The sequence below is a fragment of the Pectobacterium sp. PL64 genome (assembly GCF_022477975.1).
Lineage (GTDB): Bacteria > Pseudomonadota > Gammaproteobacteria > Enterobacterales > Enterobacteriaceae > Pectobacterium > Pectobacterium jejuense.
Map to the genome: position 1 here is coordinate 4960348 of NZ_CP092070.1, position 17216 is coordinate 4977563.

The 17216-nt window shown below is 52.0% G+C and carries 16 protein-coding genes; 6 read left to right on the plus strand and 10 right to left on the minus strand.

Annotated features, from left to right (window positions below; all coding sequences use genetic code 11):
- Window positions 1-160 precede the first annotated feature (160 nt).
- The 4 genes from ridA to HP572_RS22945 form a co-directional block, all read right to left on the minus strand.
- Complete coding sequence (ridA, locus tag HP572_RS22325; protein ID WP_014913940.1) at window positions 161-547, minus strand: 2-iminobutanoate/2-iminopropanoate deaminase; 387 nt, start codon at window positions 545-547, stop codon at window positions 161-163.
- A gap of 98 nt (window positions 548-645) precedes the next feature.
- The gene (gene pyrI / locus HP572_RS22330; RefSeq protein ID WP_010284552.1) at window positions 646-1110 is read right to left on the minus strand and encodes an aspartate carbamoyltransferase regulatory subunit; all 465 of its coding nucleotides are present in this window, start codon (window positions 1108-1110) and stop codon (window positions 646-648) included.
- 15 nt (window positions 1111-1125) lie between these two features.
- Window positions 1126-2061 (minus strand): aspartate carbamoyltransferase, encoded by a 936-nt coding sequence (gene pyrB / locus HP572_RS22335; protein WP_010298257.1) that lies wholly within the window; start codon window positions 2059-2061, stop codon window positions 1126-1128.
- Window positions 2062-2135: 74 nt separating this feature from the next.
- Window positions 2136-2258 carry a hypothetical protein gene (locus HP572_RS22945; protein ID WP_256462086.1) on the minus strand — a complete coding sequence of 41 codons (123 nt, stop codon included), beginning with the start codon at window positions 2256-2258 and terminating at the stop codon, window positions 2136-2138.
- A 252-nt stretch (window positions 2259-2510) separates the two neighbouring features.
- Between HP572_RS22945 and HP572_RS22340 the strand changes: the two genes are divergently transcribed.
- Window positions 2511-2978 (plus strand): YhcH/YjgK/YiaL family protein, encoded by a 468-nt coding sequence (locus HP572_RS22340; RefSeq protein WP_095993515.1) that lies wholly within the window; start codon window positions 2511-2513, stop codon window positions 2976-2978.
- 47 nt (window positions 2979-3025) lie between these two features.
- Here the strand turns inward: HP572_RS22340 and argF are convergent, their stop codons facing one another.
- Window positions 3026-4033: an ornithine carbamoyltransferase gene (gene argF, locus HP572_RS22345; RefSeq protein WP_240584362.1), complete on the minus strand. Its 1008-nt coding sequence runs from the start codon at window positions 4031-4033 to the stop codon at window positions 3026-3028.
- A 161-nt stretch (window positions 4034-4194) separates the two neighbouring features.
- On the opposite strand from argF, the gene rraB reads away from it, so the two are divergent.
- Window positions 4195-4620, plus strand: coding sequence for a ribonuclease E inhibitor RraB (gene rraB, locus HP572_RS22350; protein WP_010298271.1), 426 nt, complete (start codon window positions 4195-4197; stop codon window positions 4618-4620).
- Window positions 4621-4743: 123 nt separating this feature from the next.
- Here rraB and HP572_RS22355 read toward each other — a convergent pair whose 3' ends face one another.
- On the minus strand, window positions 4744-5247 hold the full coding sequence (locus tag HP572_RS22355; RefSeq protein WP_205554051.1) for a GNAT family N-acetyltransferase: 504 nt from the start codon (window positions 5245-5247) through the stop codon (window positions 4744-4746).
- Window positions 5248-5670: 423 nt separating this feature from the next.
- Here HP572_RS22355 and HP572_RS22360 point away from each other — a divergent pair, with 423 nt between their 5' ends.
- The 4 genes from HP572_RS22360 to HP572_RS22375 all read left to right on the plus strand — a co-directional run bounded on the left by HP572_RS22360 (window position 5671) and on the right by HP572_RS22375 (window position 11351).
- Window positions 5671-6849, plus strand: coding sequence for a YjgN family protein (locus HP572_RS22360; RefSeq protein ID WP_240584363.1), 1179 nt, complete (start codon window positions 5671-5673; stop codon window positions 6847-6849).
- A gap of 9 nt (window positions 6850-6858) precedes the next feature.
- On the plus strand, window positions 6859-7896 hold the full coding sequence (locus HP572_RS22365; RefSeq protein ID WP_240584364.1) for a M48 family metallopeptidase: 1038 nt from the start codon (window positions 6859-6861) through the stop codon (window positions 7894-7896).
- 543 nt (window positions 7897-8439) lie between these two features.
- Entirely contained in the window at window positions 8440-9519 is a 1080-nt protein-coding gene (locus tag HP572_RS22370) for an alpha/beta fold hydrolase (RefSeq protein ID WP_240584365.1), read from the plus strand.
- Window positions 9520-9731: 212 nt separating this feature from the next.
- On the plus strand, window positions 9732-11351 hold the full coding sequence (locus HP572_RS22375) for a methyl-accepting chemotaxis protein (RefSeq protein ID WP_240584366.1): 1620 nt from the start codon (window positions 9732-9734) through the stop codon (window positions 11349-11351).
- Between the two features lie 80 nt (window positions 11352-11431).
- Here the strand turns inward: HP572_RS22375 and HP572_RS22380 are convergent, their stop codons facing one another.
- The 4 genes from HP572_RS22380 to pepA form a co-directional block, all read right to left on the minus strand.
- A complete protein-coding gene (locus HP572_RS22380; protein ID WP_240584367.1) occupies window positions 11432-11992 on the minus strand; it encodes an RNA 2'-phosphotransferase in 561 nt (186 codons plus the stop codon).
- A 105-nt stretch (window positions 11993-12097) separates the two neighbouring features.
- Window positions 12098-14953 (minus strand): valine--tRNA ligase, encoded by a 2856-nt coding sequence (locus HP572_RS22385; protein ID WP_205554040.1) that lies wholly within the window; start codon window positions 14951-14953, stop codon window positions 12098-12100.
- Between the two features lie 12 nt (window positions 14954-14965).
- Window positions 14966-15415 (minus strand): DNA polymerase III subunit chi, encoded by a 450-nt coding sequence (locus tag HP572_RS22390; RefSeq protein WP_010284626.1) that lies wholly within the window; start codon window positions 15413-15415, stop codon window positions 14966-14968.
- Between the two features lie 105 nt (window positions 15416-15520).
- Window positions 15521-17032, minus strand: coding sequence for a leucyl aminopeptidase (gene pepA, locus HP572_RS22395; protein WP_010284628.1), 1512 nt, complete (start codon window positions 17030-17032; stop codon window positions 15521-15523).
- Between the last annotated feature and the right edge of the window lie 184 nt (window positions 17033-17216).

The window sequence follows — 17216 nt, forward strand, 5'->3', positions numbered from 1 at the left end:
TGGGAGTGGGAAGGCTTGCTACGCGCGGCTTGGCGGAAATTTGTTTGTTTTTTGACCGTGATGTGTGATGGGAATGTCAATAATGTTGTTGTGGTGAAAGAAAGAACAGAAAAAAAGCGCACTGGCTACCGTGCGCTTTTTGGGGATATTAAGGTGATATTTAGCGACGAACGGCGATCGCTTCGATCTCGATCTTCACGTCTTTTGGCAGGCGTGCGACTTCAACACAAGAGCGAGCTGGGAACGGTGCGCTATGCTCGTTGAAGAAGGCTTCATATGCGGTGTTGACCAGAGCGAAATCGTGCAGGTCTTTCACGAATACGGTCATTTTCACGATATCGGAAACTTTCAGGCCAGCGGCTTCTACGATCGCCTGAACGTTTTCCAGTGACTGACGAGTCTGAGCGGTGATGTTATCTGCTACCAGACCGCTTTTCGGGTGCACAGGGATCTGGCCGGACGTGAAGATCATGCTGCCAAGGTCGACGCCCTGAACATAAGGGCCGATGGCGGCTGGGGCGTGCTCAGTGCTGATAATGCGTGACATGGTATCTCCTTGATGGGGGCGTAAAAGAAACGCGGACGCCGCCATTATTCAAAAAAGCCCCACGACAGGCAATGCTCATCGCGGGGCAACGAAGAAAACTAGCGATCTTGCAGCACTGCCTGACGCTCAAACTCTTTCTCGCAGTACTTACACTTCAGGTGAACGTCGCCGTCACGCTGTTTCACGCTGAATGACGATGACACCGGTTCGCTGCGGCTGATGCAGTTGCTGTTAGGGCAGGTGAGCACGCCAGTAATGTGGTCTGGCAGTGTCGGCACCAGCTTGCGCACCACGTCATAATCATCGATCTGATTGACGGTCGCCTGCGGTGCATAGATCGCCAACTGATTCGCCTGCTGTTCGGTCAGGAAAACGTTTTCGATCTTGATCAGATCTTTGCGCCCAAGATGGTTGGACGGCAAATTCAGGCCGATAGTGATGCGCTGGTCTGTCGCGGTCAGTTTAAACAGCGTCAGCAGCTTAAAACCCACCTGTGCGGGAATGTGGTCGATCACCGTGCCACGTTTGATCGCTTCAACCTGTAATTTATTATCGTGTGTCATGATGGCTTCTTCCTCTTACAGAACCAGTTCGCGATTCAGGACCAGCGCCAGCAGCGCCTGACGGGCGTAAATACCGTTGCCCGCCTGCTGGAAATAATAGGCGTAAGGCGTGGCATCCACATCAATGGTGATCTCATCAACTCGCGGCAGCGGGTGCAGTACTTTCAAATTCGGGCGGGCGCTGTGCAGGTCGGCGGCGCGCAGAACAAACTGGGATTTGATGTTGATGTATTCGGACGGATCCAGACGTTCTTTCTGCACGCGCGTCATGTACAGAATATCCAGCTCGCCGACGACATCATCGATGCTGTTGTGCAGGCTGTAAGCGATATTCTTCTCTTTCAGCATGCTCAGAATATAGTCCGGCATTGCCAACGCGTCCGGGGCGATGAAGTAGAAGCGGTTGCCTTCGAACTTCGCCAGCGCCTGCGTGAGTGAATGCACGGTGCGGCCGTATTTCAAATCACCGACCATCGCGATATTGATGTTATTCAGTCGGCCCTGCGTTTCCTGAATGGTGAACAAGTCGAGCAGCGTCTGCGTCGGGTGTTGGTTCGCGCCGTCGCCAGCGTTCAGAATCGGAATACCGCCGGAGAACTCGGTCGCCAGGCGGGAAGCGCCTTCCTGCGGGTGACGCATGACGATGGCATCCACGTATTGGCTGATGACGGAAATGGTGTCGGCCAGCGTTTCGCCCTTTTTCCCCAGCGACGTGTTGTTGCTGTCAGCGAAACCGACGACGGAGGCACCGAGGCGATGCATCGCGGTTTCAAAGGATAAACGCGTCCGGGTGGAGGCCTCGAAGAAGCAACTGGCAATCACTTTATGTTTCAACAACTCAGGCTGAGGATTGGCTTTCAGGCTGGCAGCGACACGCAGCGTCAGTTCCAAATCTTCCCGACTGAGGTCGTTAATCGAAATAATATGTTTTTGATAGAGCGGATTGACCATGTTGTCTTTCTCCTAACGTGTACACAGGAAATGTTGTATCTGGTTGCCCGGATTGTGGGCCAAAAAAAAGCCCCTCATTGAGGGGCTTTCTTCATTGAATAATTGAGCAACGGAAAGGAAAACGCTGGCTGGCTGCCGGATGGCAGTTGTGGTTGAGAACCAACATAAGCAGCGGATTTTTTGGTGTAACGGTGCATGACCCCTCCCGGCAAACTGTCGGGAATTATACGCGCCGACTAGGCTATTTCAAGCAGAAAACGTGGTTTTTTACGCATAGCAATCGGTTGCGGGTCGCGTGCTGTATGCATAACGTTCGTGAGTGGGAGAAGGCCGATAGAGAAGAGTGGTGGGCAGTTCACTTTTTCGTATTAACACGCTGGCGGGCGTCACATTTGGAGAGTATAAGGATTGTAAAACAGGGTTTCATTTTTATATCAATGAGGGTTTTTATGATTACTGGCAACGTCCACCACCTTGAACTGGTTCCTTATCTGCCTGCCAAACTGCGCGAAGCGATTGAATACGTGAAGCAAAACATTACGGCAGACACGCCGCTGGGCAAGCATGATATCGAGGGCAACAGCGTGTTTGTGCTGATCTCCAACGACAGCACCGATCTGCTGGAAAAGCGCCGCGCTGAGTATCACGCCAAATATCTGGACATTCAGATTGTGCTGTCCGGTGTGGAAGGGATGACGTTCAGTAACCTGCCTGCGGGCACGCCGGATACCGACTGGCTGGCAGATAAAGACATTGCTTTCCTGCCTGCGGGCGAGCAGGAAAAACAGTTTGTGATGCAGGAAGGGGATTTTGTCGTCTTCTTCCCAGGCGAAGTGCACAAACCGCTGTGTGCCGTTGGTGAACCTGCGCACGTGCGCAAAGCCGTGGTGAAAATCGACGCGTCACTGGTGGTGTAAACCGCTGGAAAGCCTTTCCCTCCCCGCTCAGGGGAGGGAAGTCAACCTTAATCCTGTACCAGCGTGGCGACCATCACCGCTTTGATGGTGTGCATGCGATTTTCCGCCTGATCGAACACGATGCTGTGCGCGGATTCAAAGACCTCATCCGTGACTTCCATTCCACCGTGCAGACCATACTGCTCCGCCATTTGTTGGCCCATCGTCGTCTGATCGTCGTGGAACGCGGGCAGGCAGTGCAGGAACTTCACCTGCGGATTACCCGTCGCGGCGATCATTGCCATGTTTACCTGATACGGTTTCAGCAGCGCGATACGCTCTTTCCAGGTCTCTTTTGGTTCCCCCATAGAAACCCAGACGTCGGTATAAATAAAATCTGCTCCCGCGACGCCCGCGGCGATATCTTCCGTCAGCGTAATGCTGCCGCCGGTTTGTTCTGCCGCTGCCTGACACTCAGCCACCAGACCGTCATCTGGCCAGCAGGCTTTTGGCGCAACAAGACGTAAATTCAGCCCGGTCAGCGCCGCCGCTTCCAGCATGGTGTTACCCATGTTGTTGCGTGCATCGCCAACATAGACGAGCGTCATCTCTGACAGCGTTTTACCCGGCAAATGCTCTTGCATCGTCAGCAGATCCGCCAGCAGCTGAGTAGGGTGGAATTCGTTCGTCAGCCCGTTCCAGACCGGAACGCCCGCGTATTGCGCCAGCGTTTCGACAATTTGCTGACCATAGCCGCGATATTGAATGCCGTCGTACATTCTTCCCAGCACGCGTGCCGTATCCTTGATGGATTCTTTATGGCCGATTTGGCTGCCGCTTGGGCCAAGATAGGTCACTTGCGCGCCCTGATCGTATGCAGCAACTTCGAAAGAGCAGCGAGTACGAGTCGAATCTTTTTCGAAGATGAGTGCGATGTTTTTACCTTGCAGACGGCGGTCTTCTGTCCCGTTTTTTTTGTCGGCTTTCAGTTTCGTTGACAGGGCTAAAAGATTGGCAATTTCTGCGGGTGTAAAATCCATTAACCTTAAAAAGTGACGCTTATAGAACGGTTGCATGATGTACCTCTCCATGTGGCTCAACACCATTGGTTGAATTAAAATTCACTTTATATGTGTAATTATTCAAATTCAAGTGGTGATATCAAACTTTGTGGTGGAGCAAGCCGCAGGGCTGTGGGACAATAAGTAATATTACGTCGTTTAATGAGGACTGAGGCATGGCAAACCGCGAATTACTGGAAGAGCAACGGGAAGAAACACGCCTGATCATTGAAGAGCTGCTGGATGATGGCAGCGATCCTGACGCGCTCTATACCATTGAACACCATTTCTCTGCTGAGAAGTTTGAAGTGTTGGAAAAAGTCGCTGTAGAAGCCTTCAAGCTGGGCTATGAAGTGACGGATGCGGAAGAACTGGAAGTGGAAGATGGCGTGTTGCTAATGTGCTGCGATGCTATCAGTGAAGTTGCGCTGAAGGCTGAGCTGATCGACGCACAGGTAGAACAGCTGCTGGCGCTGGCAGAACGTCACGGTGTGAATTACGACGGTTGGGGCACCTACTTCGAAGATCCAGATGGTGAAGGCGAAGAAGACGGGGATGATGAAGATTTTTATGATGAAGATGATGACGGCAAGCGCCACTAATTATTGAGTCACTAACTCGAAAGAACACGCCTCACAGAAAACGCCGCAGGAAGCCCGCGGCGTTTTTTATTCGGCATCACAACGCATTATTATCGTACTTTCAGCCTATTACAGTACCTTCAACTACAGTACCTTCAGCATCGTCACTTCACAGTCGGTGTGGCCCGTGTTGCCCATTGAGTGGGGAATCAGCTCGAAGCCCAGTGACTCATACAGTCGGATCGCGCTGGTCAGGTGGCCAGTTGTTTCCAGATAGCAGCGGCGAAAGCCGTGCTGACGAGCAAAATCAAGCGCCTGTATCGCCAGCTGACGTGCCAGCCCTTTTCCCCGCACGACGGGCAGGAAATACATTTTCTGTAATTCACACACATCGTCTTCACCTGCGACCAGCGGGGCAATGCCGCCACCGCCAACCACGCGGCCTTCATATTCCACCACCCAGTAGGCGCTTTGCGGCTGGCTATAGAGGGCAAACAGCGCGTCCAAATTAGGATCGGAAACGGTGTAGCCTTTATCGGCCGTCAAGCCAAATTCGGCAGAAACCTGACGGATGACCTGAGCGATAGCGGCATCGTCCTGCGCGGTGATTGGGCGTACCTGAAGATTGGCGGAGGTCGCGGTTGTCATAATACGTACTCTTGCTCTTACGGTTTACGAGGGGAATTGATCCTGGCCGATTGTAATACCATTTCAGACCACATTGATGCAACGCCTATCCCCGTTCTTCCTGCTGTGCTTCGGGGGGTATCTGCGGTGATTTTTATTTTATATCCACACTAACGCGCCAGCATTTTCTACTGTTAACGCCATAACATGACACCCTGGAGCTCGAATTACCTAAGATATAAGTAAAATTTCCTGCAATCTCTCAAGATATAAATATTGAGGTGCGCTATTCCTTACGATTTATAAGACTATGCAGTTGTTTAATTACTGTTAACTTTTATTGTTGTCGTTAACAAGACATGCTTAAATAAGCCGCTTTTTGTATGCCAATAACGTGTCGAATGAAGCGTTTATAAGGCTTATTTCTTTTAGGATGAAAGGTCTATGACTATCAATACTTCAGAAAATAGCGCGCAGCATCGCGTGCAGTTTCATGGTAAGGCTGGGGAATATTTTGCAATTTGGCTGGTGAATGCGTTATTAACGATAATCACCTTAGGTATTTATTCTGCCTGGGCGACAGTGCGCCGCCGCCGTTATTTCTACGGCAATACGGAAATTAACGGTGACCGTTTTGATTATCATGCGGATCCCATTCAGATTCTCAAAGGGCGTTTGCTGGTTATCGCTGGGATCATTCTGTTTTATATCATATTGAGTTTTTCACCCGTGCTTGCCACGGTTATCGCGCTGGCATTTGCGGCATTGGTTCCGATTATCGTGATCCGCAACTGGCGTTATGACGCTATTATGTCCAGCTATCGTGGTATTCGCTTTAATTATCATTGCCAGACGGGGCGCGCGTATTGGGTGTTGCTGCTTTGCCCTATTCTGCTGCTGCTGGCTTTTTATGCTGTTTTAGCGGTGGCGATGTTCATTGGTATGCAGAGCGATAGCCCGATTATCATTACACTCATCGTGCTGGCGCTGGTGGTTCCAGGGTTTGCAGCGGTCAATGGCATCATGAAAATGATGCAGCTCGATCTCTATGTTAATAACCTGTTCTTCGGTAAAACGGCGTTTAAAGCGGAGTTGACGAAAGCGGCGTTTATTAAATTCGCCCTGATTAGCCTGCTGATTTTTGTTCCTTTCTTGATCGCCGCGCTGTCATTCATGGGGTCGTTCTTTTTTACGCTGTATCAGATCATTATGATGGGCGCAGATTCGGAAACCATTGCCATGATGCTGCTGAGCAATGCTTTTAATTTTATTATGATGTTCATTGTGGCGCTACTGGGTGTGCTGGTTTCCAGCAGCTATCTGGTGGTCGCACAGCGTAATTATCTGTTTAACCAGACGTCGCTGAATGGTGGTGTGAAATTGCACTCTTCCATGCAAACGCTGTCTTACATGGGGCTGCTGATAACCAATAGCCTGATCACTATTTTCTCTTTGGGTTGGGCTGCACCAGTGGCAGAGATTCGTCATGCACGCTATATCGCAAATGCGACAGCGGTTGAAGGCGATCTGGCACTGCTGCATGTTCAGGCTCATCAGGACACAGCAAACAGCGCACTGGCCGAAGAAGCCGTGCAGGCGCTCGATTTGGGTGTCGGTCTCTAAGGCAGGAATATGAATATTAAGGGGCATTATCAATACCCCGGATTGGCGGCCCGCGTGGCCGCTTCTCTTCATTTATCGGACAACGGTTCGATGATGGTGCTGAGCACCGGATCATCGAATACGACATTTGCCTTAGAGCAGGTCACGGTTTCCGATGCGCTGGGCTCTATTCCTCTAACGCTCACATTTCCTGACGGTGGTCGCTTTGTTCCTGCCGACGATCCCACTTTTCGCGCGTGGTATTCCGCCCGACGTCGCCCGGGACTTGTCCATCGTCTGGAACGCCATAAGCGTGGTGTCATTCTCACGCTACTCGCCACAATCTTGCTCGTCATAAACTACGTTTACGTGGTACTGCCGTGGGCAAGTTCTGCGCTGGCACTTCAGATACCTACTGCCATCGAACAGCAGCTAGGACAAAGTACGATGAAGCTGCTGCAGCACAGTGATTTTAAACCTTCCAAACTGCCTGCTGAGCGCCAACAGGCGATGCAAGCGCTGTTTCAGCAGGTTATGCCCGCGGATATGCGGGAAGACAAAACGCCGCTGCGCCTGGAGATTATGTCTGCGCCTATCGGGCCGAATGCTTTTATGCTGGCGGATGGCACACTGATTATCAGTGACGATCTGGTTAAGCTGGCGAAAAATGACAACGAGCTGGCCGCGGTGATGCTGCATGAAATGGGGCACCACGCCTATCGCCACCCCATGCGCATGGTGGTTCGTTCATCGCTGGTATCGCTGACGTTCATGTGGATGACAGGAGATGTCAGCGGCGTCGGGGATACCTTGTTGCAGTCTGCTGCTTTTATCAACGAGATGCAGTTTTCTCGCGATATGGAACGGGAAGCCGATGCATGGGCAATAGCAGAAATGCAGCAGCAAGGGCGTTCGCTTCAGTCGATGCAGGCGATGTATCGGGCGTTGATCAATAACGACCGCAGTCATGATGAAATTGATTCGCTGGATTTACCAGACTGGCTGAGTACGCACCCGGATATGGATGAGCGGCTGAAAGCCATTGAAAGCGAGATGAATAAGCACTAATCCTCAGATCTTGATTCTCACCTCCAATCTAACCCTGCCTGTGTCAATCGTGTGCGGTGTCGCCGCACACGATCTCCTTCTATACTCGTCATACTTCAAGTTGCATGTGCGTTGGCTACGCTCACTCACCCGAATCACTTACCTGAGTAAGCTCATCGGGATTCCTTCGCTTGCCGCGTTACGATGCTCATGGCTGAGCATCGCCCTAAAGGGCTAACGCTTTGCGTTATTCAAAACGTTAACGTTTTGTCCTGAAACTCGAATTATTTAGAGTATGACTAGATATTTGAACAAAAAAAGCGCGCTTTGCTGTTTTTATAAACGCGAATGTCGAGCGCAAAGCATGAGCCGCGTAGCCGGACGATTAACATGAATACGTTAAATATCATCCTATTAAAAACTATCTGTAGAATCTCTCGCGTTAAATAAAAAAACCAGACAATAATCTCTTTTTATTATTAGTTCGCTTATGTTTATTGGGATTTTTCCTAATAGACATTAAAATCGCGGCTTCACGACTTCATGATTACCGAAGAGTTATTTATGATTAATCGAATTCTATCAGGGGTGGTGGGCGCATTTCTGTTAATGCTGTCACCATTAACGTATGCACAGGCCAATTTCCCAGACCCCAAAGAAGGCGACTGGATTGCGCCAGAATTTACCTTCAACAGCGGCGAAAAATTAAAAGATCTGCGTATTCACTACTACACGATCGGTGATAAAACCAAGCCCGCTGTCTTACTGCTACATGGAACGAACCAGCCGATTAAATCACTGCTAGCCAATGGCTTTGGCGGTGAGCTGTTCGGACCGGGTCAGGCGCTGGATAGCAGCAAATACTTTATTATCATGCCGGAGAGTATCGGTTCTGGAAAATCGTCAAAACCGTCAGACGGCTTACGGATGAAATTCCCGCAGTACGATTATAACGATATGGTGCAGGCACAATATCGCTTAATCAAAGAAGGACTGGGTATTAACCACCTGCGCCTGGTGATGGGATATTCCATGGGCGGCATGCAAACCTGGCTCTGGGGTGAAAAATACCCAAACATGATGGATGCGCTAGTGCCAATGGCATCGCTGCCAAATGAGTTATCTGGTCGTAACTGGATGATGCGCCGCATCTTGATTGAATCCATCAAGAACGATCCAACGTGGAATAACGGCGACTACACGCAACAGCCGCCAACGCTGAAAACGGCCAGCATTATGTTCAGTATCGCCACCACTGGCGGCACGCTGGCATACCAGAGCAAAGCGCCGACGCGCGCGCAGGCGGACAAACTGGTAGAAGATCGCCTTGCGGCACCATCAACCAGCGATGCGAATGACTTTATTTATATCTGGGGTTCGTCTGCAAATTATAACGCGGCACCGGAACTGAATAAAATTAAGGCACCTGTTCTGGTGATTAACTCTGCGGATGATGAGCGTAATCCTATTGAAACAGGCATTCTGGAGAATGAGCTTAAGAAAATTAAGCAGGCAACATTGTTCCTTATTCCCGCCAGCAAAGATACCAGCGGGCATGGCACCATGATGTCGGCGAAGTTTTATAAAGATGAGCTACAACGTTTTTTAGAAAAGAATCCGTCTCAGAAAAATAATAAAAAATAAAAACGCATGACCGACAGAAAGTCTCTTTCTGTCGGTCATCGTTTTCTTTATACGTTTCTTTATTTTATTACGGTTTTATAACGAGTTTATTTCAGTTCGTGGAAATTCACACGTCTGGAAATTGAATAACGACTATTACGTAAATAACGGAACGGCTCTGCTCTGGAGCTGGCGCTCATCCTTTCTTATTTTTTAGGCCACAGGGATAATTTATGTTTCGTAAGATAAAGATCCGTACTGCACTCAGCATGATGGTGTTTTCGTTAGCGGCGTTACTGCTTTTCGTCGGCGTGTTAGGGTTGGTTGCCGTTCAGTCTGGGAATAAATCATTTGCTCGCGTCGATATGGAAGTGCTGCCAGGGCTGGTTGCGCTGAATGACAGCTCAGAATTGCTGTTGCGTGGTCGGTTGGATTTGCGTCTGTACGAATCATTAATGGGGAAAGGGGATGTCGAGGCAGCTAAAGTCGCGTTAGGGCGTGCCAGAGGCAAGGTCGACGGTGCCAGTGAAAAGTGGCAGGAATACCTGAAATACCCGCAGTCCGAAGCGGAGAAAGTCATTTCTTCGGACATGGCCGAGAAACGCAATACGCTGATGCAGGAGTTTATCGATCCGGCATTTGCGGCGCTTAACGCAGGGAATCTGGATGAATATCGCCAGCGCGCCGGGAAATCGACAGTGCTGTATGCCGCGTTTGATAAATCCTCTAAAGCGCTGGTTGCCTTCAAGCTGAAGAGCATTGATGAAGCCTACGCGGATTCAAATGGGCGTGTGCAACAGATGGAAGTCATCCTGTACGGTGCGATTGCCTGTGCGCTGCTGCTGGCGGTACTGGCCTGGTCTGTGATGACCAACATGATCGTGAAACCACTGAATCAGGCGATTTCCGTCTTTGACCGCATCGCCGAAGGCGACCTGCGGGCGCAGATTGATAGCAGCGGAAAAAATGAAATCGCACAGCTGTTTGCCGCGGTTCAACGTATGCGTGACGGGCTGGAAAACATGGTGCGCGTAGTGCGTAACGGAACCGATGCGATCAGCGTCGGTGTCGAGGAAATTGCCTCCGGCAACATCGATCTCTCTAGCCGTACCGAACAGCAGGCGGCCTCGTTGGATGAAACTGCTTCAAGCATGGAACAGATCATGTCGACGGTGAAAAACAACGAAGACAACACGCGTAAAGCCAACGATCTGGCGCTGAAAGCCTCTAATTCCGCGTCTCGCGGCGGGAATGTCGTTTCTGAAGTGGTGGATACCATGCGTTCCATCAAGCAGAGCTCCGCCAAGATCTCCGACATTGTTGGTGTGATCGACGGCATCGCCTTCCAGACCAATCTGCTGGCGTTGAACGCTGCGGTGGAATCTGCGCGTGCGGGTCAATACGGTAAAGGTTTTGCGGTGGTGGCTTCCGAAGTGCGGATGCTGGCTGCGCGCAGTGCGACGGCAGCGAAAGAGATCGGCACCATGATCGATGATTCTCTCAGCCGCATTGAAAAGGGCGCTGGGCTGGTTGAAGTCGCGGGTAACACCATGGACGAAGTGCTGATGGATGTGAAAAAAGTGGTCGATATCATGGATGAGATCACGCTGGCTTCCAGCGAGCAGAGCCGCGGTATTTCGCAGATCAATATCGCCATCAATCAGATGGATGGTGTGACTCAGCAGAATGCGTCCCTGGTATCAGAAGTGGCGACCTCAGCGAATTCACTTCAGGAGCAGGTTATTAATCTGCAGCAATCCGTTTCCCGTTTCCAGATCGCAAGAGAAAACATGGAAATGGACAACGTGCTGCCCGGTTTGCGCCGTAACATTGCGCTGGCCGATGCGCGCTAGTTGTTAAATGAGTTTATCGCCTGTTTTCGCTACTGTTATGTGGGCGGCGAAGACAGGCGATTCATACATGCATTCATTCATCAATCAATCAATGGCGTGGACGCGATAAACGGCACAGGAACCGTCAGCGTTAGCCAGACGCCGTTATCCGCCTGATAAAAAACAAACCCTTGTTGATGCATTTCCCGCGCCTTTATTGTTAATACCACGGGCTTGCCGTGCCGTTGACCGACATTTATCGCTGTAGCTTCATCGGCAGACAAGTGCACATACTGACGTGAACCAGGAAGCAAACCCTGCTGATTTATCGAGTCAACAAATCGTGTTGCGGTGCCGTGGTAAAGCAACTCGGGCGGCGCTTTGGGCTCGTAACGCATATCGACCTGTGATGACGAGTGCCCCTGCGCTGCGCGAATCGATAACCCATCCGCCGAAATAGAAAAACGCTTTTTGTCGCTGCTGTCGACGACAGACTGAATCACTTCTCTGGTAAGAAGGCGTCCATCTTTTGCCGCACCGCTAATCAATTCCGCTATGTTTGCCCAGCCTTCGCTGCTCAGCGTTAGCCCAATGGCTTCGGGCTTATGCCGTAAAACGTAGCTAAGAAACTTACTGACCTCAGCATGATTCGTGTTGCTCATTGTGTTACTCCATTTACGCATCGTATGAAGCAAATAAAATAAAAAGCCTCGTTTTGCAACGAGGCTTTCGTACTTACCGTACTACCGCTAGAAAATCGGTGAGCGTTACAGCGCAGCGATGACCGCGTGCTGCTCCAGTAGTTTAGCTTTCGCTACGGCGTAACCGTCCAGCTTCTCACGCTCTTTGGCTACGACCGCTTCCGGCGCGCGTGCCACAAAGCCTTCGTTGGACAGCTTGCTTTCGATGCGCTCAATCTCTGCTTCGATTTTCGCTACTTCTTTCGTCAGACGATCCAGCTCTGCCGCTTTATCGATCAGGCCTGCCATCGGAATTAACAGCTCGGCACCATCAATGAGTTTAGTGACGGAAACCGGACCTTTATCGCCCGCAGGCAGCAGCGTAATGCTTTCCAGACGCGCCAGCGTTTGGATAAAGCTGCGGTTCTCTTCCACGCGGCGCTGTGCTTCACCAGTGACATCACGCAGTAAGACTTCCAGCGGTTTGCCCGGCGCGATGTTCATTTCCGCACGAATGTTACGCACCGCGATAATCGCCTGCTTGATCCACTCTAGATCGTTCAGCGCCAGCGTATCTTCCTGCGCGGCATCGAACTCAGGGAACGGCTGCAACATGATCGTATCGGCGCTAATGCCTTTCAGCGCTTTAACGCGTAGCCAGATGGTTTCGGTAATGAACGGAATAATCGGATGTGCCAGACGCAGCAACGCTTCCAGCACGGTCACCAGCGTATGACGCGTACCGCGCAGTTCCGCTTCTGAACCGCCATTCATCACCGGTTTCGTCAGCTCCAGATACCAGTCGCAGAACTGGTTCCAGGTGAATTCGTACAGAATGTTGGCCGCAATATCAAAGCGGTAACCATCCAGCGCCTCGCGGTAGGCTTTCACCGTGCGGTTGAATTCCGCCAGAATCCAGCGGTCAGCCAGCGACAGTACTTTCTCGCCTGCACCAAAGCCGCAATCCTGATCTTCGGTGTTCATCAGCACAAAACGGCTGGCGTTCCACAGCTTGTTACAGAAGTTGCGGTAACCTTCCAGACGCTTCATGTCCCAGTTGATGTCGCGGCCAGTAGAGGCCAACGCCGCCAGCGTGAAGCGCAGAGCGTCCGTACCGTGCGGCTCGATGCCGTTCGGGAACTGTTTCTCGGTGCGCTTGCGGATTTTTTCCGCCAGCTGCGGCTGCATCATGTTGCCAGTACGTTTTTCCAGCAGCGCTTCCAAGGAAATGCCGTCGACCATATCCAGCGGGTCGATCACGTTCCCTTTGGATTTGGACATCTTCTGGCCTTCATCATCACGGATCAGGCCGGTCATGTAGACGGTATGGAATGGCACCTGTGGTTTGCCGTCTTCATCTTTGATGAAGTGCATGGTTAGCATGATCATGCGGGCAATCCAGAAGAAGATGATGTCGAAACCGCTGACCATCACGCTGCTTGGGTGGAACGCTTTCAGATCGGGCGTTTGCTCTGGCCAACCCAGCGTAGAGAACGTCCACAGCCCGGATGAGAACCAGGTATCCAGTACGTCTTCGTCCTGATTCAGAACGACATCATCAGCGAGGTTGTTTTCACTGCGAACTTCCGCTTCGGTGCGGCCGACATAGACGTTGCCATTGGCATCGTACCAGGCCGGAATGCGGTGACCCCACCACAGCTGACGGGAGATACACCAGTCCTGAATGTCGCGCATCCAGCTGAAGTACATGTTTTCATACTGTTTTGGTACGAACTGGATGCGGCCATCTTCCACCGCTTCCACCGCCGGTTTAGCCAGCACGGCAGCCCGCACGTACCACTGGTCGGTCAGCATCGGCTCAATGACAACGCCACCACGGTCACCGTAAGGAACGGTCAGATCGTGCGCTTTGATCTCTTCCAGCAGGCCAAGCTCATCGAATGCAGCGACCAGCGCTTTACGTGCGGCAAAACGTTCCAGACCCTGGAAGGCTTCGGGGATGTCGCTGCTGCAAACGGTGCTGGCTTCGCCATTGGTATCAAAAATTTCAGCGCTCTGGCGGATATCACCGTCGAACGTCAGGATATTGACCATCGGCAACTGATGACGTTTACCAACTTCGTAGTCGTTGAAGTCGTGCGCTGGCGTGATCTTCACGCAGCCGGTGCCTTTTTCCATATCGGCATGTTCGTCGCCAACGATCGGAATACGACGGCCAATCAGCGGCAGGATCACCTCTTTGCCGATCAGATCTTTATAACGTGGATCTTCCGGGTTAACGGCGACGCCGGTATCACCCAGCACGGTTTCCGGGCGGGTGGTCGCGACGACCAGATAGTCTTTCCCGTCGGCGGTTTTCACGCCATCGGCCAGCGGATAGCGCAGGTGCCACATCGACCCTTTCACTTCGCGGTTTTCTACTTCCAGATCGGAAATTGCGGTGCGCAGTTTTGGATCCCAGTTCACCAGACGCTTGCCGCGGTAAATCAGGTCTTCTTTATACAGACGGACAAAAACTTCTTTCACCGCGTTGGACAGACCTTCATCCATGGTGAAGCGCTCGCGTTCCCAGTCAACGGAGTTGCCCAGACGGCGCATCTGATTGGTGATGTTGCCACCGGATTCGCCTTTCCACTGCCAGATTTTGTCGATGAACGCTTCGCGGCCGTAATCGTGGCGAGTTTTGCCTTCTTCTGCGGCGATCTTGCGCTCAACGACCATCTGCGTGGCGATACCGGCGTGGTCAGTACCCGCCTGCCACAGGGTATTTTTACCCTGCATACGCTGATAGCGAATCAACGTATCCATAATGGTTTGCTGGAAAGCATGACCCATATGCAAGCTGCCGGTGACGTTGGGCGGCGGGATCATGATGCTGAAGCTTTCTTTACTCGTGTCGCCGTGCGGCTTGAAGTAGCCTTGCTTTTCCCAGTGTTCGTAGAGTGGCTGCTCGATATCTTGCGGGTTATATTTCGTTTCCATTATGCTCAAAATTCAGTGAGTTGGCGGCGTAGCCGTGGTCAATTGGAAGCCGACGCTGCGATAGGTTTTATAGCGGTCGCGCGCCAACTGTTTCAAGGAGTCTTCGTAAGGGACAAAGTCTATCACTTCATGGAAAGCGGTGGCAAAATCTGCGAACTGCGGCAATAGGCTGATCAGCAGATCCCGTGGCGCGTTGCCACGTCGCTGCGGCCAGGCCAGTTCGACCGGTGCGCCGTGACGCGGCCCTTCGCCCGCCAGATTGTGCGGCACGAAGGCGTTGGGATCGCGTTGCCACAGTGCCTCGTCCAGTCTGATGGCCTGCTGTTCGTCTTCACAGGCAATCAGCACGCGCTTTCCTGCTCGCCAACGTTCTGCCGCCAGATCGCATGCCAGTGCCTCATGGGCGCTGAGCTCACCGCTTTTGCTGTCGTGTTCGAGAAGATAGAACGTTGCGTTTTTCATTGTTTACACTATTGATAAGGGCCGGAATATCCGGCCCGATAGACAATTACCTTAATAAGGATAAGGCAATCGCTGGCTTTGGTCATCGCCGTTGACGTGAAAGTCTTATTCTACGTCGTTCTGTCCGGCGCGGTTAAGCAGGAACTGTGATAACAGCGCGACCGGGCGACCTGTTGCGCCTTTGGCTTTACCAGAACGCCAGGCGGTGCCCGCGATATCCAGATGCGCCCAGCTGTACTTACGCGTAAAGCGCGACAGGAAGCAGCCTGCGGTAATCGCCCCGCCCGGACGACCACCAATATTTGCCATATCGGCAAAATTGGATTCCAGCTGTTCCTGGAATTCGTCGGTCAGCGGCAGACGCCATGCGCGGTCGCCAGACTGCTCGGACGCGCTCAACAGCTCGTGCGCCAGCGGATTGTGGTTCGCCATCAGCCCGGTGATGTGGTGCCCCAGCGCAATCACGCACGCGCCGGTCAGCGTTGCGACGTCAATCACTACGTCCGGCTCATAACGCTCGACGTAGGTCAGCGTATCACACAAGACCAGACGGCCTTCCGCATCGGTGTTCAGTACTTCTACCGTTTGGCCGGACATCGTGGTCAGTACGTCGCCCGGACGGTAGGCGCGCCCATCGACCATGTTTTCACAACCCGCCAGCACGCCGATGATATTCAACGGCAGCGCCAGTTCGGCCGCCATACGCATCACTCCGTAGACCGTGGCTGCGCCGCACATGTCGTACTTCATTTCGTCCATGCTATCGGCAGGTTTGATGGAGATGCCGCCGGAATCGAACGTCAGCCCTTTGCCTACCAGCACAATCGGGCGGGTTTCCGGATTTGGATCGCCTTTATATTCGATCACGGACATCAGTGATTCATTCTGCGAGCCCTGACCCACGGCCAGATAGGCATTCATGCCCAGCTCTTTCATCTGCTGCTCACCAATCACGCGCGTGATGATGTTCTGGCTGTAGGTATCTGCCAGTTGACGCGCTTGCGAAGCCAGATACGCGGCATTGCAGATATTCGGCGGCATGTTGCCGAGATCTTTCGCGGCTTTGATGCCCGCAGCAATCGCCAGACCGTGCTGAATGGCGCGCTCGCCGCTGGTCAGCTCACGGCGTGTCGGCACGTTGAAGACCATTTTGCGCAGCGGACGGCGCAGCTCGACCTTGTTGCTCTTAAGCTGATCGAAGGTGTACAGCGTCTCTTTTGCGGTTTCGACCGCCTGACGCACTTTCCAGTACGTATTACGGCCTTTCACGTGCAGCTCGGTCAGGAAGCAGACCGCTTCCATCGAACCGGTTTCGTTCAGCGCGTTGATCGTTTTCTGAATCACCTGTTTGTACTGGCGTTCATCAAGTTCGCGCTCTTTACCGCAACCAATCAGCAGAATGCGCTCGGAAAGAATGTTAGGTACATGGTGCAAAAGCAGTGATTGCCCCACTTTGCCTTCTAATTCACCACGGCGAAGCAACGCGCTGATGTAGCCGTCGCTGATTTTATCGAGTTGTTCGGCAATAGGGGACAGACGACGCGGTTCAAACACGCCGACGACAATGCAGGCACTGCGTTGTTTTTCCGGGCTACCGCTTTTTACGCTGAACTCCATGTACTCTCCTGAATCTTAAAGACAACGGCGGGGGCAACGGCTAGAATGTGACACTCCGTAATACTTCCCGCCGTTGCGTTAACATAACCTGTGTTAATCTTAACGACGTAACGAACCTGTTTTAGTGACTAATAAGCAGGTTCTGATACAACAGCTCAAACGCAGTGTGTTGTAATACAGTTTT